Source organism: Pseudoalteromonas sp. PAST1 (assembly GCF_021532515.1).
Classification (GTDB): domain Bacteria; phylum Pseudomonadota; class Gammaproteobacteria; order Enterobacterales; family Alteromonadaceae; genus Pseudoalteromonas; species Pseudoalteromonas simplex.
The window spans coordinates 35,241-55,729 of record NZ_JAKGBH010000025.1; the positions used below are offsets into that span (position 1 = coordinate 35,241).

A 20,489-nucleotide genomic window follows, 5' to 3' on the forward strand; every position below is an offset into this window, starting at 1 on the left:
ATTAAGATCCTGTAAACCTTGTTTAAATTAAAGTTAACCCTAGTCAGTAAAGCTTGGAGAAACCATGACGCAAAAAACAAAAAGACACAGTGACCCTGCGCTTGCCGAGGCAAGACGTAATCAAGTGCTTTGTGCCGCGGCAGATTGTTTTCGACGTAAAGGCTATCATGGCGCGGGAATGGCGGAAATCTCGAAGACTGCGGGTATGAGTGCTGGCCATATCTATAATTACTTCGCCAGTAAAGAAGCAATTATAGAATCGATTGTTGAACGTGATATGGAAGAAATGTTCTCAATCTTTAAAGAGTTTGCTGATAAACCCGGCGATCGTGTCACTGTTCTGCTAGATGGTCTTGACCGAGGCGTTGAGCGCCATACCGATTTAAATCAAGGTGCGCTTGATTTAGAAATGCTTGCCGAAGCAGCACGTAATGAAAAAGTCGCTAACTTACTGCGTGAGTCAGATAGCCACGCCCGTGATTCAATGCGCGAATTATTAGTGGGTGAAAGAGGGCCGTTACAAGGAACGGCACTTGAAGAAGTGAATGCTCGTATTGAAGTGATGTTTTCTGTGATGGGGGGGCTTTTACTACGCAAAATGCTGAACCCAGATCTAGATATTAATGAATTACTTAAAGCACTTCGCCCAACAATGAAAACCTTGTTACTACCTTTTGAATAAAGCGCATCTACTAGCGCTTACTAAAGCTTTAGATAGTTACGAACTAAATTTCATGGCAATAAATCGATTTACAAAACGAAATTTTGCCTAAGTAGCATAGGGTTTTCATACCTATCAATCGACGTACTAATTAGGTAAATTGGTATCAAATGATTGATTATTTTCACTTAACGTGAACACTCTACTAAAGTTTGCAATGTCAGCAATTGCCTTGTGATTAGCATCAACTTCAAACAACGCACTGTAGTTTATGGTGAATGCTTGTGTTGTAGGGCATGTTATTTGAACAGGCACGACAATATATGATTCATTAAAATGTGAGTCGATTTTTAAATCCCCCTCTTTATGCAGCTTACAGCCTATGTCATTCTGATTCACAACCAAATGTTTAGCTAAGTATTTTAAAATACTCTCTTCTTGGGTCTTGATCTCTTGCCATGTAATTACATCATTTGTGTTAATGTCAAAAGGTATAACATGTTCTAAGTCAATAACAGCAACTTGCCATTGCCCTTTTAACACTAACTGCTCGTTTTCGGTTTTTGTTAAGTTAAGATACGCTGTACTTAATTGATGGGCGTTTATTTTAAAGCTACATGCTATTAAAAATAAAAAAGCCGCTGCTAAGATTTTCATGATAATTCCTTAATTGCTAGTGTTAGTGAGTGCTAAAAGTTTTTTATCACTGTCTAATTTAGCTTGTTGCCAGTTCATTTCTGCCCAATATTTAGCTTTTACATTATTTTTATCTAATGTTAAGTAATACAAAGCTAAATCACTGGCATGATAGGTGTCTTGACGCCGTTCTCTTAGTATCACTCGCTTTCTCATTTTTTCTTGCCATTTATCTGATTGGTTCTCAATTTTTTCAGCTTGCGCTAGGCGTAATAAGATAGCGTCTTCCAAGTTAGTATTTTCAGCAGTTAAACGTGCTAACGTTGATAATACTAGCTGGTGGTTTTTCTTTGCCATTTGAGCGTCAGCCCATAGAACAACTAAACTGACAGGGGCTGTTTTTAGGTCAAGCTTACTGAGGTAAGTTATCGTTTGTTCTGGATAGCCTAACCTATAGGCCATCTCTGCGAGCACATGACGCGTGTTTCTAGTCATTGACGATTCTTTTACAATGGTTTGTAAAGCTTGATAACTTTGCTCAAGTTCACCTGTTTGACTCTTAACATCGAGAGAGCAGGTAGAAATAGTTTCCAGTCCAACTAAACCAAATAATGATAAACACTGTGCAAGTGCTTGTTCAAATCGACCTTTAACCATCAGTAAATTTGCTTTTAATAAAATAGCATTCGTATGATCAGGTTTGCGTGAGATAACTTCTGTCAGAATATTAATTGCTGTTTCAAACTCATGTTCTCTTTGTAGTAAGCGAGCATAAAAATAATGTATATCGGGATCTTCGGTTAGAGTAATTTGTTTTTCTAAATAGCTTTTTAACATACCTTGATTTGTTTCTGTTTGACCAACAAATTGGCTTTTATTAAATAAGGCGGTTAGTTGCTCTTTAGTGAATTCAGTTTCTTTCGGTTTGCTTGATAAGGCTATAACATCTTTATCATTGGGTATATAAGGATCCGCATGACTGTAAGTGCTAAAAACGAAAGCTATGTATAAAAGATATTTCATGATTGCTCCAGAAATAGCCATCCGTGGCCAAGCTAAAAACTAATTCCCGTTTAATAGATCATCAAAATTTGCCTCAGAACCTGTATTAATAAATTCTCGACCATTCAATCGAAGAGGTTCATCATTTACATCTTGAATAAATGCGGCGCGACCAAGCGTTGCAAAGTCAACTTGTAAGGTCTCTATCGTGATACTTACTGTTGCTGTTACCTGACTATTCACACCATCACTGACTGCAAATTGAAAACTATCAGAACCGACAGTCTCTAGGCTTGGCGTATAAATATAGCTACCATCCGTATTTACATTTACAGTACCTAAACTTGGCTCACTCACTAAACTAAACGTTAACGTATCGCCATCAGGGTCTGAGCCTTCGAGCATGTCGTTAATAACGGTTTCAGTCTGAGTGGTTACCATTGCATCTTCTGCGCTAGGTGCTGAATTAACGACTTCAGTATCCATATTTTTCTTACTATCACTATCGTTACAAGCGACTAGTAAGCTAGACAATACAATGAGTGTGATACTTGAGAGTTGTAATTTACACATAATGACTCTCCTGTTTATTTAGAACCAGCAATTGGAGTAGCAAGGTATGGGAAACTGCTATCCATCATGCTTGCATCAAGAGGCGCACCATCTGTGAAAGGTACATTACCAACACTTGCATCATCTGATGTACATAAACCAAGATCAGTGTCTGTGCCATTAACAGGGATCGGATAACATAAACGGCCCATTACAACACGTAATGCGATATCAACTACATCATCACCAGGGCGACGGCCATTCGGAAAGCCAGCTAAATCATCACCTGCGACACCAAATGCTGATTGTTCATTTTGAGGTGTTGCGGCAATTGCTGTGTTTAAGCGCAGCATTTCAGATGGCGTTACTGTAGCAAGTTGATTTACACCAGGGAAACCCGTTAAAAATGCGGTGACTAAATCATTTCGTGGGAAGTTAGTCGGTGCCAATGTTTCAATATCTGTGCCCAACGTCGTATTAACAGCGTCTTTAAAGAGAATATTTAATAATTCAGGTAAAGAAGGGTGGGTAACATAGTCGGCAAATTGACCATCATCGGCAGGTGCTGAAGTAGAAAATGTGTCTTTATCTTTAAGGCCAATTACTAATTCGTTCACTAATGGGTTACCAAGACGCGAAACCTGCGTTAAAGCACCGCCATTTACCGAAGTTTTTGCAAATGCGGCATTAGGATTTAAAATGCGTGCTTGGGGCAAACTTGCCGTTGTCCAGCTACCAATTGTGCCATTCCCTTCACCTATTACACAGGCTTTTGGTACTTCTACAGCAATTGCAGTGACATTCTTCATAGCTAAGTCATCATTATCAGCTGTTTGTGTAATCCCGCCTGGGAATCCACCACCATCGCCAGCACCTGGCGCACTATCACCTTCAACAGGGACGTAATTAACTAAATCAAATGTTTTGCCTAGATTCACAACAAATGGGTCTTTTCTTTGACCTACAAACACTTTGCCCATGCCATCACATCCAGGCAGTGCGACACTATAAACAAATTGATTTGCGTACTCTTGGTATGAAGCCATTGAAGAGAATGTCTTATTACCAATGTAATCGAGAGGTTTATAAAAATCGTTGCTGCTATTGGTGATGTTTGTCAGCATGCTTTTTGTGCCGGAACGTTGTGAGCCAGAAATTACACTCACAGTATATGACTCACTGAAATTAACGGCAGCATTATTGCCTGCTGAAACGCCACCAACATTTTTTAGAGGAACTGCGACTGTTCTTTGATTACCTTCGGGGCCGACGGTAAGAGCAACTCCCATATTGTTGTTCGGTAACATACTTTTAAAATTAAATGCGAATGTCATATCTTCAACAGCATCACCATCGTTATCAATATGGATGCTATAAGTCGCGTCTGGATCCATCGCAAAGTAGTTTGGTCCGCCATAGGCATCTTGCAAAGGAATATAATTGGCAATAAAGGTTACGTAGTCACCTCGACCTTCTTCGTAACTATTAAAAGCATAAAAGTCAGTCGAATCTAACGTTGGAAAGCGCGTAATATTAGGTGCTTCTCGGTGGCTAGATGCTTCAGAAATAGAAGTGAATAAGGTACTACATACTGCAATAGTGATTAGAGATGGTATTACTTTGTTCATGACTTTTTCCTTAGTTGTAAAATAAGTCATTGCTAGTAACGAATTGGTAATCTTATTGGATGCAAAAAAGTTAAAGTTTTTTAGAAAAAAGTAAAAAGCCGTGTTTAAACACGGCTTTTAATTTACAAAATAATGAGTTCTGTAGTGAAAAGTACCTCGGTTGGAGAGCCATTTGGCGAGCCTCCTAGAGGTTCTAAACTGATAGCGAGTAGTGAAATTTCTGTCGCATCAAAGTCTATGTGTTTTGGTAATTCAAGTGTTCCCGATTTTGGAAGTAAACCTAAAGAAACCGGCGCATCTTTACCTTTTAAGATCATCCATAGCTCATAATCTTTATCAGTGCGCGGAACAAGTGCTGTTGCAGCTCGAATCGATAAGTTTTCATCTTTTACATCAATAAACCAAAGGGGTTGTTCAGCCTCATTTTTAAAAAGGGCTATTTGTTCTGATTTAACTTTCGTTATTTCCTGAGGTTGCCAAATAATTAAAGCTAACACTATACATGCAGCCGTAGCGATGAGTGACCAAGCTTGTAATATCGATGATTTAGATTTATTTGGCTTGCTTGTTATAGGTATTACCTGAGGATCGATCCTGCTAACAATTTTCTGCCAAACATGTTCATCTGGAGGCACAGATTCTATTGAACTTGCAAGGTTGTTCAAGTGTTGTTCCCACATCCAAGTTGCTTCACGTGCCCGCGTTGAAGTTAGCATTAACCGAGTGAATCTATCTCTTGCTGAACCACGTAATGTCCCCAGTACATATTCAGCCGCTAACATATCAATGAGTGTTTGATTTTCATAATTCATAGCGTTAAGCACCTTTGTAGTTGCTGAAAACCACGTCGGATCCAGCTTTTGACTGTTCCAAGCGGTGTCGCGATGTGGTCAACTAATTCGTGATGAGTCAAACCTCTATAGTATGCTAAATGAATAGCCTGTCTTTGCTGAGGATCAAGCTGTTCGATACAATCTACCAATTTGCTGTTGTCTTCATAATTAACATCAATAGGTAAATCATCTAAATGATCATTTTCATCAACAAGAGTTTGTTCCTTACGCACTTTGTGATGGCGAATCATATCTAGGCTTCGATATCTAACTATGCTGATCATCCAAGACATAACAGCGCCTTTAGATGATTGATATTCACTTGCGTTATGCCAAACTTTAACAAAAGCATCTTGTAAAGCTTCCTCGGCGTGCGCTCGATTGCCAAGCATCTTAAGACTTATTGCGAAAAGTGTTGCGCTGGTCTTCTGATATAAGTGACCAAAAGCAATTTTATCGCCTTTAGCTGTAGCACTTAATAGGGTTAATAATTCATCGTTTTCCATAGATTTCCTTTGTTATTATTAATAACGATTAGCTGACAGTTTTAGATGCAATTCATTTATGTTTTTACAAAAAGAATGGTTTAATTTTGTAAAAGTAATTCTTTTCCATTAGTTAGCGTAGCAGGGTTGCAAGACAAGGCAAACTTACATGTGAATATTATGTAAACTTGTGTAAGTTATTCATAAAGTAGTGAAAAAATGTCCTAAACTAAATTGGTAAGCTTTTTAATAATTGCTAAGTTGCTGATTTTTCATAGTCTATAAAGCTATTTAAATGGCTTTATATGGAGTGAAATTTGCAAGGTATTGTGCAATTAGAATAACAAGGAGTGATTATGTGGGCAGCATTTAGTTACTTAGCATTAGCGATTGTATTTATAATTGCGGCTATTCGCGTAGAAACTGTGTACTTTGCACTGTTTTTTTATTGGACTGCACTGTCGTTACTATTAGTCAGTGGCGCATATTTTTTTAATATCGCGCGTATTTTTAGAAAACGCGAAAATGGCGTTATTCCTATTTATATTCGTTGGGCTTTTATCCCCTTTTTATTGGGTGCACAGCTTTACAATGCTTGGTCGCGTAAACACGATAAAGTACCGCCATTACAACAAATTAATGAGCATTTATTTTTAGCCTGTCGTTTATTTCCTTCCGATATAGACACTATGAAAGAAATGCGTATTACGGCTATTTTAGATGTAACTTGCGAGTTTGATGGCCTTGAATGGTCTTCTACGCAAGAGAATATTCGTTATTTAAATATCCCTGTTCTTGATCATAGCGTGCCAACACGCGCGCAACTACACCAAGCGATTAATTGGATTGACCATCAAGTAAAAGCAGATAGACGTGTGGTAGTCCATTGCGCTTTAGGGCGTGGCCGTTCTGTATTTGTGATGGCTGCTTACTTACTTAGCCAAAATAAAGATGCCGATGTACACCAAGTACTCGCACAAATTAAAGAAACTAGAGAAACTGCGAATTTAAACAAGCGCCAGCTGCGTCATCTAGTGCGCCGCCATCGTAGAGGTGACTTATTAATCAAAAATAAAGCTGTGCTCATTGCTAACCCTGTTTCTGGCACTAAACTGTGGGAAGCTAAACGTAAGCAAATTACATCTCGTTTGTCTGAGTATTACGATTTAACTGTTTACACCACTTCAGAGCAGGTAAATGGTACTGAGTTAGCCAAAGAAGCACTTGAATTGAACCCTGATGTAGTCATCGCCTGTGGTGGTGATGGTACAGTAACAGAGGTGGCAAGTGTACTTGTTAATACAGACTGTAAACTGGGGATTATTCCTTTAGGTACTGCAAATGCCCTCGCTCATGTGTTGATGGGTATACAATCGAAGCTTATTCCGGTAGAGCAGGCGTGTGAGCTTATTATTGAAGGGCAGGCGAGTCGGATAGATACCGCTGTGTGTAATGGCGAGCGTATGTTATTACTTGCAGGAATTGGTTTTGAACAAAAGATGATTGAAAAAGCCCATCGTGATGCAAAAAATGAGTCTGGGCAATTAGCTTATTTACAAGGGTTTTGGCAAGCATTAGGTGAGCATGAGGCGCAAGACTATATTGTTACGGTTGATAATAACGATGAGCAAACAATCAATACCACCAGTTTAATCATCGCCAACGCCGCGCCATTTACTACCTTACTTGCGCAATCCGCAGGGCAGCCAGATCACCAAGATGGTTTATTGGATGTTAACTGGCTAACACCTAGTGCCGATTCTAAAGCGAGTACTTTAAGTATTGCGGAGTTAGTGTTCTCGAGTATTACGCAAACTAGTTTTGCTATTAACAGTCACCACACAAATGCTAAACGAGTAACAGTAAGCGCAGCAAAAGGGTTGAGCTATGTTATTGATGGTGAGGTGAAAACCGCAGATAAACTAGAGGTGGAGATATCACCGAAATCGCTTTCGGTGATTGTAGCAGCTGAAGATTAAGTGGTTACTTTTTGATGCTTTTCCATTGGAAAGTGCCATCATCAGCTAGGTCATTATTGATAAAGGTATCAATATATAACTGCTCTACTTTTTCTCGTGCCCAAGGGGTCTTTCGTAAAAATTTAAGACTCGACTTTACACTTGGGTCATTTTGAAAGCAGCGTACATCGACGTGCGCTGCCATACCTTCCCAACCAAGTTTTTCTTCAAGTTTAGTAACGATGTCGGCTAATTTAACGCCATGTAACGGATTATTTGGTTGATTGTCCATGATAAATCTTAGGTTATTTGCAACCGCGCAATAGTACCCTATCTGTGCGTTTTAATCTAATTGACGTGAATCGTTTTCGTTTGTTTAGGGTAAATAATCTCGCCATTAGCATTTAGTCTGAGCCACGCCAAATCACTGTTTGAAAAATTAGGCTGTTTGGCGCTGCAAATTAAGGTCATCTCGCCAACGACAATATAGGCACCTTCGGTATAGCGTTTATTTTCATACCAACACACTTCTTCATTGTTTAACGCCTCTTGACCATCAAGCACGATTAATGGTTTTTCCTTAGCGTGCGCTTGATTTAGAAACCCTAAAGTAAACAAAGTACTTAACAGTAAAATTTTCTTTAACAAAATACGCCTCCCGTTGGGCAGATTTGTATAACTACACTAAGCTTATGACAAGGAATAAATAATAAAAAGGTGAACACATGCAATTTGATAAAAATATGATCGATGAACTAATCCTGCTTGCAAAATTTCCTCGTAACTCTCAAATGCAGGGAATTAAAATACACTCCGATGCTGAAAACTCAATTAAAGATGCAGCAAAACGGCTTTATGATAAAGGTATTACTGATAGTCCTGATGGGGGCTACTTAACGGACTTAGGGCTCGATTTAATCAACCATGTGAGTGTGATTAACTCAGCGCTTAGATAACAAATATAAAAGGCCTGAATTGTTCGGGCCTTTTACATTAATCATACTAACGCTTAAATCGCATCTGGCTGATTTTGTGGTGCAGCATCTATAAAGGCATCAAGCTTATTACATTGCTCATAAACAGCTGCAATTTTAGGGTAATTGGTCATATCAACCTTAAAGCGCAAGGCATTAAATACTTGCGGCACTAAGCACACATCTGCAAGCGTTGGTTTGTTGCCCACACAAAACGTGTTCGCTTCATCAAGTAGCTTTTCGATACTCTCAAAGCCAACTTCTACCCAATGCTTATACCAGGTTGTTTTTGCTTCTTCATCAACACCCAGATCGTTAGCCAAGTATTTTAATACGCGCAAATTATCGATAGGGTGGATATCACACGCTACGGCATAACATAAATTACGGATCTGAGCTTTTTGCCATGCATCACCCGTTAACAGTGGCGTTTCTGGATGAGTTTCTTCTAGCCACTCTAAAATAGCCAGCGATTGCGCAAGTACCCCTTGCTCAGTTTCTAATGCAGGCAATAACCCTTGAGGGTTCTTAGCTAGGTACTCGTCGCTTTGCTGTTCGGATTTTAATAAATTAACTGTCACCAACTCGTGATCAATGTTCTTTAAATTAAGCGCAATGCGTACTCGATATGCAGCTGATGAACGAAAATAGCTATAAAGTTTCATTATACGTCCTGTTTACCTGTGAAATGTTTTTTAATAGTGCGCCAACAGTCAGTGTAATTAGGCTGACGCTCTTTACCTTCAAGGGCATATTTAGTTGGTGAAATAACGTAACGCGATTCGAACATAAATGCCAAAGTGTTTTCGTAGCGTTGTGGTTCAAGTTCAGCATTTGATGCTTTTTCGAATACATCGGCTTCTGGTCCATGTGGCGACATACAATTATGTAAGCTAGAACCACCTGGTACAAAGCCATGCTCTTTGGCATCGTAGACACCTTCGATTAGGCCCATAAACTCACTCATGATATTACGGTGGTAATAAGGTGGGCGGAATGTGTTTTCAGCCACCATCCAGCGTGGAGGGAAGATAGCAAAATCGATATTAGCAACACCTTCTGTACCTGATGGTGATGTTAATACAGTAAAGATTGATGGGTCTGGGTGATCGTAACTTACTGTATTCATAACATTGAATCTAGCAAGGTCATACTTGTAAGGTGCACTGTTACCCGTCCAAGCAACCACATCTAATGGCGAGTGGCCAATATCACAACGGAACATATTGCCATTGAATTTAGCAACGAGTTCGAAATCACCTTCTACATCTTCAAAAGCCGCTACAGGGTAGTGGAAGTCACGGTCATTAGCATAACCATTGGCACCGACAGGGCCGCGCTCTGGTAAAATATAGGCATGGCCATAGTTTTCACAGATATAGCCACGGGCTGTATCAGTAAGCAAATCAACTGCGAACTTAATGCCACGAGGAATTACGGCAATTTCGCCTGCACGAACGGTGAGTATCCCGCACTCGGTTCTAAGTAATAGCTCACCTTGTTGCGGCACGAATAACATTTCACCGTCAGCATTATAAAAGTAACGGTGTTGCATTGATTTATTAGCGACATAAATATGAATACCAATACCTGTTTGTGCATTGGCACTACCGTTGGCAGCCATAGTGACTAAACCATCTATAAAATCAGTTGGCTTCGTAGGAATGTCGATTGGATCCCAACGCAGCATCGTCGGTGGTGTTGGCACTTCTGTAATAGGAGCGGTGCGAATAAGGCCATTATCAATTGGCGTGTAATCACCTTGTATTACTGACGGGCGAATGCGGTAAAACCAAGTTCGACGATTATCAGCACGGGGCGCTGTAAAAGCCGTAGTACTGAACTGCTCAGCATATAAATCGTATTTAACTTTTTGCGGGCTGAATTGACCGATAGGTAATGCACCGGGTAATGCTTCGGTTTCAAATTCATTACCAAAGCCAGTCATATATTGTAATTCGTTATTCATCACTAGACTCCTGAAAGGTTTTAGGTAAGATACTCTCATGTGAGACTAAATTCAAACTACACTGAATTTACTTGTGTAAATATTCTTTGACAGTAGTGCAGCCATGACGACAGATAATCAAACAACGCTCGATTTACAACAGTTCTTACCTTATTCACTAACTAATATTGCAATGCAAATGAGTGAGCAGTTTAGTGAGCTATATAAACAGCAGTTCGATTTAACCGTGCCACAATGGCGTATAGTTGCGAATTTGGCCCAATATGGCGAGCGCACTGCCAAAGAGTTATGTGATATGGCACAAATGGATAAATCAACGGTGTCTCGTGCAGTAAAGTCGCTATTGACCAGAAACCTTATAATGGCCAAAGAAAACCCTAAGGATAAACGCGCAAGTTTGTTATCACTATCCGTTGAGGGGAACCGTTTGCATGATCAAATTGTGCCATTAGCAAATGAGTGGCAAGCAGATTTAGTGAGTGACTTAGATAGCCAAGAACTTAAACAATTTATGAACACTCTTAGTAAGCTTTCCAATCACTTAAATAAAAATGTTTAAATCTGTAATCAAGGCTTTATAGCAATTGATTTAGACAATCGATACGTATATGATAATGGCTATCATTTACAATTAGAAACTTGGATGTCCCCCCTATGAAATTAGCGTTAAACACCGTTAAAACACTAGGTCTTAGCCTAGTATTAGCATCTACTTTTATTGCCCAACCTGTATTGGCAAATGGCCCAATTGGTGAGCACGTTAATCATCTAAAAGAAAATTTAAAAGATTACTCAGAAGACGTTGAGTGGATGGTCGGTAAAGTTGACACCATGGTTACCGATTATGAAACAAAAGGCGCAAAAGCAGTTAAAAGCGATGATTTAATTGAATACTGGGAATCAGTAAAGTTTCACAGTGCGATTGAAACGAATTATGTGCCGGTTTATGCATCAATCTGGCAAGGCATTTATGGTATCAAAATGGCTATTGATGACAAAAAACCAGCAAGCGAAGTACGTAAGCACCAAAAGGCCTTAAATGCTGCCTTGTGGCAGGGTCTTGGAGCTGTTAAACTTGCTGCTGACTTCCAGCAAAAAGGCTTATTAAAAGCTGTAAAAGCAACTGCTTCTGAAACAATGACGCAAAGCGCTACTATCGATGAGATCAAACATAAATTAGACCGTGTTGTTGCAAAATACGCAGAACGTTTAAGCGATGAAGCAACGCAAATTGTACACGATACTTACCTTCACTTATTTGAAGGTGTTGAAGGTACACTTATCGAAAAAGATGCGAAGTTAGTAGAAGTACTCGAAAAAGATTTTAACGTAACCCTGCCTAAAGCTATTTCTGATAAAGGGTCTGTTGACCAAGTCCGTGCAGTGGTTGTTGATATGCAAGAAAAACTAGATCGCGCTAAGGTGTTACTAGAAGAAGCCGAAAAAGCACGTAAGGATGTATTTTAGTGAAGCGTAGGACCTTTATTCAAGGCCTGGCTGCGTTTGGGGTAGTAGGCGCAATGCCGCTACCTCTTTCTCGTGCCTTTGCAGCCTCTGCTGCAAGCCCAATTTCAGTGAAAAACTTACCAGCCCTAGAGGGTGACCTAACTTTATATTTAGGCCGTGGTGAAGGTGGTTTGTACGAAAACGTACTGCAATCAATCCAAAAGAAAAACCCAAAACTTAATTTATCTATTCGCCGTGGCCCAACTGCTGCACTTGCCAACATGATAGTGGCAGAAGCGAAAGCGGGTGTTAAACGTGCTGATCTATTTTGGGCGGTTGACTCTGGTGCGATTGGCTTAGTCACAGATGCAGGTTTAGCTAAACCGCTACCATCTGACTTAGAGGCGCAGTTACAACCGCAGTTTCGTTATCCGGGCTGGGCACCTGTGACAGGTCGTATTCGTACATTGCCTTATAACACTAAGCGCCTAAGTAAAGATCAGATCCCAGATAGCATAATGGCCATTGCTGATAGCGATTTATCTATTGGTTGGGCACCGGCTTATGCTTCTTTCCAATCATTTGTCACGGCAATGCGTATTCTTGAAGGTGAAGATAAAACCGCTAAATGGCTTAAGAAAGTTCAAAAACGTTCGAAAACCTATGCAGGCGAGCTTGGCGTAGTGATGGCTGTTGAGCGTGGTGAAGTGGATATCGGTTTTGCAAACCATTATTACACGTTACGTCTTAAGTCAGGTAAACCTGATGCTAATCTTGATCTAGCATTCACCAATCAAGATGCCGGTTGTTTAGTTAATGCATCAGGTGTGTTATCACTGACAGACAACCCAAATGCAATGAACTTTATGCGCTACTTACTAAGTTCTGAAGTACAAAGTTACTTAGCACGTGAAGCGTACGAAATTCCATTGATCCAGGGCATTGAACAGCCTGCTGGGTTACCAGCATTAACGGATGTGTCACCGCCGAAAATCGATTTAACTCAATTGGCAGATTTAAGGCCAACACTTGACCTTATGCGCAGTAGCGGTATTTTATAATGCGCATACCTGCTTCTTATCCCATGGCGCTGCTTGCAGCGCTTTTGGCGTTAGTGCCAGTTTATATTCTGATCACCTTAGCCAGTGATGCGACGGCTGTTTTTGATAGTCATAATTTAAAAATTCTAGGTAACACCTTATCACTTATGGTGTTAACTGTTTTAGGCTCTATTTTAATTGGCGTGCCTCTGGCGTTTATTAGTGCCTATGTTCAACTTCCTTTTAAAAAGCTTTGGCTTGTTTTGTTTGCAGCGCCACTTGCTATTCCAAGTTATATTGGCGCGTTTACTTTATATGCAGCATTTGGCCCCGGTGGTGAGATAAATCAGCTGCTAGGCTTTGAAACCCCGCCTATGTATGGCTTAACGGGGGCAGCCATTGTAATGACGCTATACACATTTCCGTTTGTGATGCTAACTACGCGTTCGTCTTTACTTAGTCTCGATGCCAGCATGGTAAACGCGGCTCGCACTTTAGGCATGTCGATGCCGATGAGTGTGTTTAAAGTCATATTACCGCGCGTAATAAACGGTATTGCGGCGGGCTCATTACTGGTTGCACTTTATACCCTATCAGATTTTGGTACACCGGCGATGATGCGCTTAGATACCTTTACTCGGGTAATCTATGTTGAATATAACGCCTTTGGCTTAAGTCGTGCAGCGATGTTGTCGCTTCAATTAATGGTAATAGTAGGCTTTTTACTGTTCATCGAATCACAAATTAAAACAGCTTCAGAGCGCCACGGTAGACCGCTAATGTTATTCCCATCTAACGGGCAAAAGTTAGCCATGCTGGTGACTTTTCTACCTGTTTTATTATTGGCTATTTGTTTGCCGTTAGCCATTTTTACCCTTTGGCTTGCCCGTGATGGTGTTGCTGATTTTGATTTCAGCATTGCGTGGAACTCAGCTTATGCATCTGGCATTGCGGCTATTGTCGCTGTTGTGGTTGCTGTGCCTGTAGCGCATGCTGCCTTAAGCGGTAAAGTAGGGCGCATTATGGAACGGGTTACTTATTTCGGATTTGGTATTCCAGGTATCGTAATGGGTACTGCACTTGTTTATGGTGGCCTGCAATTACCGCTTTTATACCAAACTCTGGCATTATTAGTGATTGCCTATGTGCTGCGCTTCTTACCGTTGGCAGTTGGCTCTGTGCGAACCAGCACAGAGCACTTAGATTCGAGTTTAATTAAATCAGCACGCGTATTAGGCGCAAGCCCTCGTGAAGCATTTATGCGTATTACATTGCCTTTAACACTGCGCGGTATCATTGCTGGTGCAGCCTTGGTATTTTTAGAATCAATGCGAGAGCTTGAAGCAACATTGTTACTCGGCCCAACAGGATTTGAAACCCTATCAACCTATTTGTGGCGAGTTTATGAAGCCGGTTATTTCGGTCGCGCTGCCATTCCTGGGCTCTTGTTAGTAGTGATATCAGCATGTGGCTTAGCTATAATGCTCTCAGGTGAAAAGCGCAGTCAATTAGAACATTAAGGATCAGTTTAATGCTATCAGTTAGTAAGCTGTCTATCGATTATGGTAGCAATCGTGTGGTAAGTGAACTTAACTTATCACTTGGGGAAAGTGAGATCCTCATGCTAGTTGGTCCAACTGGCTGTGGTAAAAGTACAATTTTACAAGCGTTAGCTGGTCTTATTCCTATCAGCGAAGGCGAAATTAACTTAGGCTCATGGCGGGCAACACCCAAATTAAAAGTACCACCAGAAAAGCGTAAAGTAGGGATGGTATTTCAAGACTTTGCGTTATTTCCGCACTTAACGGTACAGCAAAATATTTGCTTTAGATTAACCGATACTTCTAAAGCAGATCACTGGATTAAGTTACTGGGTCTTGAAGCTTTTCGTGATAAAAAGCCCGCTACTTTATCGGGTGGTCAAAAGCAGCGTGTAGCACTTGCCCGTACATTGGCTCACGAACCTGACTTTGTATTGCTTGACGAACCGTTATCAAACCTTGATGCAGCTTTAAAAGATACCCTTCGTTGGGATATTCGTAATGCATTAAAAGATGCGGGTGTACCTGCAATTTGGGTAACCCATGACCAAGAGGAAGCTTTATCTGTCGGTGACCGAGTTGGCGTACTTAAAGAAGGGATTATTCAGCAAATCGATACCCCTGAACGCTGCTTTAGCTTACCAAGCAATCGCTTTGTTGCGCGTTTCTTAGGTGAAGCAAGTTTCATTGCCGGTAACTGTGAAGGTGATATTGCCACCACTGATTTAGGTAATGCCCCAGCTATTAAGGTTGATCATGAAACCGCGAAGGTTGATGTATTACTTCGCCCTGATGATATTAATCTTATTCAAAATGCTGATACCAGTAATGGTAAAGTGACATGGGTCCGTTACGAAGGTGGCAGCCGCTTATGCGCTGTTAAACTGGCATGTGATACTGTGGTGACAAGCCGTGTTAGCCATGAAGTGATGGTACGCCCAGGTGATGCAGTGCATGTTTCTATCAATACAACACACCCTCTTGCGGTTTACGCAGCTTAAATAGACATAACTGTGCAGGTCTCATTGGCCTGCATTTACATATCAGTGTAGGTCGGGCTTTAGCCCGTCATCATTCGGTGTTTAAACATTTGTCGCCATAAATGACGACCTACATAACAATCTTAGATCGAGTTAAACATCAGCCCTCAGACGCGATATAAAATCTGCTACATGTAAATGCATTAATTTGTTATTTCAAGCTTTAATCTTGGTACTGGCTTATTTTCCTCTCGTATCTCGTATCTCATATCTACACCCATTCCCGGCTAAAGCCAGTCCTACGAAAAGATTTATCAGGTATTAGGTTCTAGGTTTTATGTAGAAGGGCGCGATGTAAAATCGCTGCTACCTAGCAACTCGCTAACTTTACTCTTGGAGCTTTACGCTTGCTAACTTTCCCCTAGTAGCTTTACTCTCGTAACTAGCAACTCCCTAACTTTCTCCAAAACGTAAAAAAGCCCGCCAGTAGGGGCGGGCTTTTGCTTCATAACAAGTTTAACTCGTTATTAGAATGTGTAACGTACACCTACACGCATTTCCCAAACTGATGCACCGCTTTGAGTTGCAGTTTTACCATTGTTAGGGCTGAAGTCAGAGTATACGTAACGACCTTGGTCATCGATTGATGTTTTGATCATACGGTTACCAACGAAGTTACCTTTCTTAAGTACGCCCCAGTCATCGTTTAACATGTTAGTTAAGTTATCGATAACGAAGAATACTTCACCTTTGTGACCAGGCATGAAACCAGGTAACTCTTGAGTCACCTTGAAGTTAACTTTAGTGAACCAATCAGCATTTTGGCTGTTACGGCTAACGATTTCACCGCGTTCAAGGCCTTGAGCTGAAATCCACTGGTTAAACTCAGTTACTTCTTCAGGTGTCATGTCGTAAACAACGTTAGGGTCATTTACTTCAGGGATATACATTAGCTGACGGCTGCGGTTAGAGTTGCTATCACCCCAAACACCGTCACTACCGTTATATGTATAGCTGTAAGGTAGACCTTTGAACGTTTCGCTGAATAAGTTGAAACGTGTGCTGTAGCCATCAAACAACTCAGTTGTATAACCTAATGTCATTGTGAAGCGATGAGGGATCTCGTAATCAGATGTGTGTGCACCTGGGTTAGTCGGATCGTATGTCGCCATGTTACCGTAGTTTGAACTCGCTACAGAGCTAGTCATTGGGTTTACATCTGTTGAGTCAGTGTAAGCATAAGCAAGTTGTACGCTAATACCGTTATCAAAACGCTTACTCATTGCAGCAGAAATGATGTGAGACTCACCGCTATCACCACTTACGTTAGTCAGCAGTAAGTCACCGCTACGACCTTCGATAGACTCAAGAATTGGACGACCGTCAAATGTAGTTCTGCCTGAATCTTGTAATGCGATGTCTTGTAAAATTGCAGCATCTTTACGCTTAGTGAATAAGTAATCTAGAGTGAAAACGTATTCATCTTCAGTTGTGTATGTTGCACCTACTGAGTATTTCCACTCTGATGGCATTTCAAAGTCTGGGTCAACAGCATTTACTGATGAGTCACCTGCACCTATTTCAGTGTTAGCAACTTTATCATATAAATCTTGAGGTACTTCGTAACCTGGAGTACCACCATTAACATTTGGAGTGTCAAATAGGTTTAGGCGTGCTTGTCTTTGTTCTTCATCTAGATAATAAACACCGTCTACATCTTTAATACCGGTACTAATATTAGTGATACCGTCGTTTGAGTACGAGTTAGATAACCAAACGTTCGGGTTACCACCAGAGAATAGGCCTACACCTGCACGTACTTCTAACGAGTCTGTTGCATACCATTCAAAGCCTACACGTGGTTGAATTAAATCGATGCCATCAAATGTTGCTTGGTTGCTGAAACCGTAGCGGTTTGTAAAGTTCTCGTTGTAATTAGGTGAGTCATCACTTGTGTATTTATCATAGCGAAGACCAAATGTTAACGTCGCATCTAAATCTGTGAAGCTGTACTCATCTTGCACATAGAAAGTATGTTGTGCATAAGAGAAGCTTGCAGCTGCATCGGTCGGGTTGTTTGTACCCGCAGCATTGTTGTAGTACAAGCCATCAGCAATTCCATCTTCAAAATCATCTACAGAGTTAAAACGCCACTCACCTTGCGTATGCTGTACGAATTGGTTAAATACGTCTAGCTTTTCGTACTCATAGCCACCGGTAATCGTGTGTTGATCAAGGTAGTAAGTACCTGCAAGTTTTACAGTCGTTGTCTCATAGTCTAGGTCATTTGATTGACGTGAGTCATCTGGACCAATGTAGATAGTACCACCGTCAGCGGTATCAATTTGCATTTCACCAAAGCTACTTGCAGCATCTAAAGATTGTACCGTTGCATCTAGCTCTGACTTACCAATACGAACTTCAGTTGAGAAGTTGTCTGACCAATCTGAGTATAGTGAACCGATGATTGATGTAAACTCAGCACCTTGCTTGAAGAAGTGATTATCTAAAGCTACTGTATCGCTGTATGCATCTGATTGAGATAGCGTGAAAGCATCATTGTAGTTATAGATTAAGTTTGCACGATGGTCATCGTTGATGTTCCAGTCTAACTTAATTAAGATTTTTTCATCTTCTACTGGAGCACTAGATGGCATGCCACCTGCGTCATAACCGTATACGTCTTGTGCGATTTGCTGTACACGAGCAACGTCTGCAGCTGAAACACTACCTGTGTTTAAACCGCCATACTCGTATTGTTTTACACCTTCAACTTTTTCGTATGAGGTGAATAAGAAAAGGTTATCTTTGATTAGTGGTAAACCAACGTTGAAGCCGTAACGTTTTTCAGTGTAATCACCGTTGTCGTAGTCTTCACCTTCGATTTTATCGCCTTTCATTGAATCATTTGTGTAATCGAAGAAAACACCACCGTGTACTTCGTTACCACCAGATTTAGTAACTGCGTTGATGTTACATGATGTGAAACCGCCATATTGAACATCAAATGGTGCTAGCTCAACTGCAACTTGCTCGATTGAATCGAAAGAGAAAGGAGCACCGATAGTTGGGTAACCATTTGAGCTTAAACCGAAGTTATCGTTCATACGAACACCGTCAAGGGTTAAGCTGTTAAAACGTGGGTTACCACCACCACAGTTGATTGAACCGCGGCTATCATCGATAGTTACACGTGGGTCGATACGGATGATATCTTTTAAATCACGGTTGATAGCTGGTTGGTTTTCTAAATCTTCAAGAGTGAACGTTGCAGCAGGACCTGTACCACCAGACATACGGCTGATAGGGCGACCAGTAACTACGATTTGTTCTACATCAGATTGTCTCTCTAACGTAACATTAACTGGGTAGTCAGCACCCACTTGTAGGTTAATGTTGTTGAATGTTTGATCTGCGAATACGTCAGAATCTACAACAACGCGGTAAGGACCACCTACACGTAGGCCTTTTGCTGTGAAGTAACCCGCATCGTTCGTTTCAGTTTCTTTAGTTGAACCTGAAGGTAAGTGAACGATAGTGATCTTAGTGCCAGCAGCAGGGTTGCCGCTAGGACCTTTGATTTGACCCTTGATAGCAGATGTTGTTTCATTTGCTAACGCTGCACCACTCACACCAACACATGCTGCAATAGCAAGTGATAGAGCTGTTTTGCGGAGTTGGATTTTCATTATGTTATTTCCCGTGTTAGAGGTTATGTTTCATTTATAGTTTGCTGTCAGTTGGCATCTTAAGTGCCTTTACTAACGGTTTTGCTGATTTATCAAATAACGTATTTAATAAACCAGCCAATCTTATACCGCCTTGTTGTAGGCGAGTTTTAACAATGGGTAAGTTTTTGTAGATATAACTATAACTTACGTTTGTTTCATTTTCGTTATACAGTGAATTTGCAATATTATTTGATTCGATTAACCAATCGCTAGGTGAACTGGCAAGATAGTCCGTGATTAACGCTTGATTTGTTGTATTTATAAATTGCGCAAACTCAGTATAGGACAAATTTTCATTTTCAATGAGTTTTGTGTCCCATAGGCTATGTAAATTGGTATCTTGACCGAAGAATGTGACAGAAATATTGTTGCCACCACGATCTTCACCGCGTCCGGCATGAAAAGGTTGGTGGCTGTCACCAACTAGATGAACTAAAAAACGCAGTGCGAACTGTTTTTCAGCTAGTGAGGCTTTCTGGTTTTGTAAAACTGAGATTGAGTATTCCATGCCTTCAAGGATATCTGACACGGTTTCTTTATTATGATGGGCATCTGAATCGTAATGGGGTTTAGCATCGCCTTCTTTAAAGTTAATGTAATGCCAGCGCGAAGATTTCTTTTGCCAGAAATTTTCTGGAGCAGAACGCATTTCATCAGCCCACGTTGCAACTTGTGGTAGTGAGTCACCATCGAGTAGAGGAACTAATGCTAGTTTAGTGGTGTCTGTAATATGCTTAGATGCAATTTCACCAACAATACGATGACCATTTTGACCCCATGCATTTGCAGGGGTGCTTAACACTGCTGAAATAACTGGTGTTGATAACAGCAACATTTTTATTGTTTTTTGTAACATTGACTCAGTGTCCAAAATGAATGTGCAATGAAGCACGATTTCTTGTGACATATTTTCCTGAATTTAAAATCAAATAGAAAGGACTCAATAAGATTCATAATTTCTTGTTCATATATGTTATTTATCAATAGTTTAAATTATTCAGGTAAAATTACTTGTTGTAATAAGTAAGAATAATTGTTCAAATAGAGACAACG

Annotated in this window: 20 protein-coding genes; 8 read left to right on the forward strand and 12 right to left on the reverse strand. The window is 40.5% G+C overall.

Annotation, left to right across the window (positions count from 1 at the left end; genetic code table 11):
• Positions 1-64 precede the first annotated feature (64 nt).
• The gene (locus tag L1272_RS13400; protein WP_235373639.1) at positions 65-682 is read left to right on the forward strand and encodes a TetR/AcrR family transcriptional regulator; all 618 of its coding nucleotides are present in this window, start codon (positions 65-67) and stop codon (positions 680-682) included.
• A 126-nt stretch (positions 683-808) separates the two neighbouring features.
• On the opposite strand, the gene L1272_RS13405 is transcribed toward L1272_RS13400, so the two are convergent.
• From L1272_RS13405 to L1272_RS13430, 6 genes are all read right to left on the reverse strand, one after another.
• On the reverse strand, positions 809-1,318 hold the full coding sequence (locus L1272_RS13405) for a hypothetical protein (protein WP_235373640.1): 510 nt from the start codon (positions 1,316-1,318) through the stop codon (positions 809-811).
• Between the two features lie 9 nt (positions 1,319-1,327).
• Positions 1,328-2,320 carry a tetratricopeptide repeat protein gene (locus tag L1272_RS13410; RefSeq protein WP_235373641.1) on the reverse strand — a complete coding sequence of 331 codons (993 nt, stop codon included), beginning with the start codon at positions 2,318-2,320 and terminating at the stop codon, positions 1,328-1,330.
• Between the two features lie 39 nt (positions 2,321-2,359).
• Positions 2,360-2,872, reverse strand: a complete 513-nt coding sequence (locus tag L1272_RS13415; RefSeq protein WP_235373642.1) for an Ig-like domain-containing protein — start codon at positions 2,870-2,872, stop codon at positions 2,360-2,362.
• A gap of 14 nt (positions 2,873-2,886) precedes the next feature.
• On the reverse strand, positions 2,887-4,479 hold the full coding sequence (locus L1272_RS13420) for a DUF4331 domain-containing protein (protein WP_235373643.1): 1,593 nt from the start codon (positions 4,477-4,479) through the stop codon (positions 2,887-2,889).
• Between the two features lie 122 nt (positions 4,480-4,601).
• On the reverse strand, positions 4,602-5,291 hold the full coding sequence (locus tag L1272_RS13425) for an anti-sigma factor (protein WP_166340963.1): 690 nt from the start codon (positions 5,289-5,291) through the stop codon (positions 4,602-4,604).
• Positions 5,288-5,818, reverse strand: a complete 531-nt coding sequence (locus tag L1272_RS13430; protein WP_235373644.1) for a sigma-70 family RNA polymerase sigma factor — start codon at positions 5,816-5,818, stop codon at positions 5,288-5,290. The genes L1272_RS13425 and L1272_RS13430 overlap by 4 nt, the downstream gene beginning before the upstream one ends.
• 335 nt (positions 5,819-6,153) lie before the next feature.
• On the opposite strand from L1272_RS13430, the gene L1272_RS13435 reads away from it, so the two are divergent.
• The gene (locus L1272_RS13435) at positions 6,154-7,776 is read left to right on the forward strand and encodes a diacylglycerol kinase family protein (RefSeq protein ID WP_235373645.1); all 1,623 of its coding nucleotides are present in this window, start codon (positions 6,154-6,156) and stop codon (positions 7,774-7,776) included.
• A 4-nt stretch (positions 7,777-7,780) separates the two neighbouring features.
• On the opposite strand, the gene L1272_RS13440 is transcribed toward L1272_RS13435, so the two are convergent.
• Together L1272_RS13440 and L1272_RS13445 are read right to left on the reverse strand one after the other, a co-directional pair.
• Entirely contained in the window at positions 7,781-8,047 is a 267-nt protein-coding gene (locus L1272_RS13440; RefSeq protein WP_054552185.1) for a VF530 family DNA-binding protein, read from the reverse strand.
• Positions 8,048-8,103: 56 nt separating this feature from the next.
• Positions 8,104-8,403 (reverse strand): DUF1496 domain-containing protein, encoded by a 300-nt coding sequence (locus L1272_RS13445; protein WP_235373646.1) that lies wholly within the window; start codon positions 8,401-8,403, stop codon positions 8,104-8,106.
• A gap of 77 nt (positions 8,404-8,480) precedes the next feature.
• Here L1272_RS13445 and L1272_RS13450 point away from each other — a divergent pair, with 77 nt between their 5' ends.
• Entirely contained in the window at positions 8,481-8,711 is a 231-nt protein-coding gene (locus L1272_RS13450) for a TIGR02647 family protein (RefSeq protein ID WP_166340967.1), read from the forward strand.
• A gap of 53 nt (positions 8,712-8,764) precedes the next feature.
• Here the strand turns inward: L1272_RS13450 and maiA are convergent, their stop codons facing one another.
• Together maiA and hmgA are read right to left on the reverse strand one after the other, a co-directional pair.
• A complete protein-coding gene (gene maiA, locus L1272_RS13455) occupies positions 8,765-9,394 on the reverse strand; it encodes a maleylacetoacetate isomerase (RefSeq protein WP_138617312.1) in 630 nt (209 codons plus the stop codon).
• Positions 9,394-10,698 carry a homogentisate 1,2-dioxygenase gene (gene hmgA, locus L1272_RS13460; RefSeq protein WP_235373647.1) on the reverse strand — a complete coding sequence of 435 codons (1,305 nt, stop codon included), beginning with the start codon at positions 10,696-10,698 and terminating at the stop codon, positions 9,394-9,396. Before hmgA ends, maiA begins: the two co-directional genes overlap by 1 nt.
• 103 nt (positions 10,699-10,801) lie before the next feature.
• Here hmgA and L1272_RS13465 point away from each other — a divergent pair, with 103 nt between their 5' ends.
• The 5 genes from L1272_RS13465 to L1272_RS13485 all read left to right on the forward strand — a co-directional run bounded on the left by L1272_RS13465 (position 10,802) and on the right by L1272_RS13485 (position 15,726).
• Positions 10,802-11,257, forward strand: coding sequence for a MarR family winged helix-turn-helix transcriptional regulator (locus L1272_RS13465; RefSeq protein WP_235373648.1), 456 nt, complete (start codon positions 10,802-10,804; stop codon positions 11,255-11,257).
• A gap of 95 nt (positions 11,258-11,352) precedes the next feature.
• Positions 11,353-12,165 (forward strand): hypothetical protein, encoded by an 813-nt coding sequence (locus L1272_RS13470; protein WP_054552191.1) that lies wholly within the window; start codon positions 11,353-11,355, stop codon positions 12,163-12,165.
• On the forward strand, positions 12,165-13,205 hold the full coding sequence (locus L1272_RS13475) for an extracellular solute-binding protein (RefSeq protein ID WP_235373649.1): 1,041 nt from the start codon (positions 12,165-12,167) through the stop codon (positions 13,203-13,205). The genes L1272_RS13470 and L1272_RS13475 overlap by 1 nt, the downstream gene beginning before the upstream one ends.
• Positions 13,205-14,704, forward strand: coding sequence for an ABC transporter permease (locus L1272_RS13480; RefSeq protein WP_054552193.1), 1,500 nt, complete (start codon positions 13,205-13,207; stop codon positions 14,702-14,704). The genes L1272_RS13475 and L1272_RS13480 overlap by 1 nt, the downstream gene beginning before the upstream one ends.
• 11 nt (positions 14,705-14,715) lie before the next feature.
• Entirely contained in the window at positions 14,716-15,726 is a 1,011-nt protein-coding gene (locus L1272_RS13485) for an ABC transporter ATP-binding protein (protein ID WP_138617300.1), read from the forward strand.
• Positions 15,727-16,232: 506 nt separating this feature from the next.
• Here L1272_RS13485 and L1272_RS13490 read toward each other — a convergent pair.
• Both L1272_RS13490 and L1272_RS13495 read right to left on the reverse strand, forming a co-directional pair.
• Positions 16,233-19,394 carry a TonB-dependent receptor gene (locus tag L1272_RS13490; protein ID WP_235373650.1) on the reverse strand — a complete coding sequence of 1,054 codons (3,162 nt, stop codon included), beginning with the start codon at positions 19,392-19,394 and terminating at the stop codon, positions 16,233-16,235.
• 34 nt (positions 19,395-19,428) lie between these two features.
• The gene (locus tag L1272_RS13495; protein WP_235373659.1) at positions 19,429-20,292 is read right to left on the reverse strand and encodes a S1/P1 nuclease; all 864 of its coding nucleotides are present in this window, start codon (positions 20,290-20,292) and stop codon (positions 19,429-19,431) included.
• Positions 20,293-20,489: the final 197 nt, after the last annotated feature.